General features: G+C 71.6%; 1 pseudogene. It reads right to left on the bottom strand.

The annotated features are described in order from the left end of the window. A pseudogene (locus KVT32_RS32455) lies at nucleotides 1-243 on the bottom strand (ABC transporter substrate-binding protein); the annotation flags it as partial.

Raw genomic sequence — 243 nt, forward strand, 5'->3', positions numbered from 1 at the left:
AGCCCCGCCTGGATGCCCCCGCGCGTGACGCGGACGCGCTTCCCCTTCAGTTGGGGCCCGCTGGTAATCTAGAGGTCGGGCCGCACCACCAGGCGCGCGCCGCCCTTGGCGAAACCGGCCACGACATAGATCGGGGCGCCGCCGGCGCGGCCCGAGATCGCCGCCTCCGAGGCGGTGGTGCCAACATCGAGCTCGCCCGCGATGATCGCCTGCATGACGTCCAGCCCCTTCGGGAAGATCTTC

It is taken from the genome of Achromobacter sp. GbtcB20 (assembly GCF_019091095.1).
Classification (GTDB): domain Bacteria; phylum Pseudomonadota; class Gammaproteobacteria; order Burkholderiales; family Burkholderiaceae_B; genus Achromobacter; species Achromobacter mucicolens.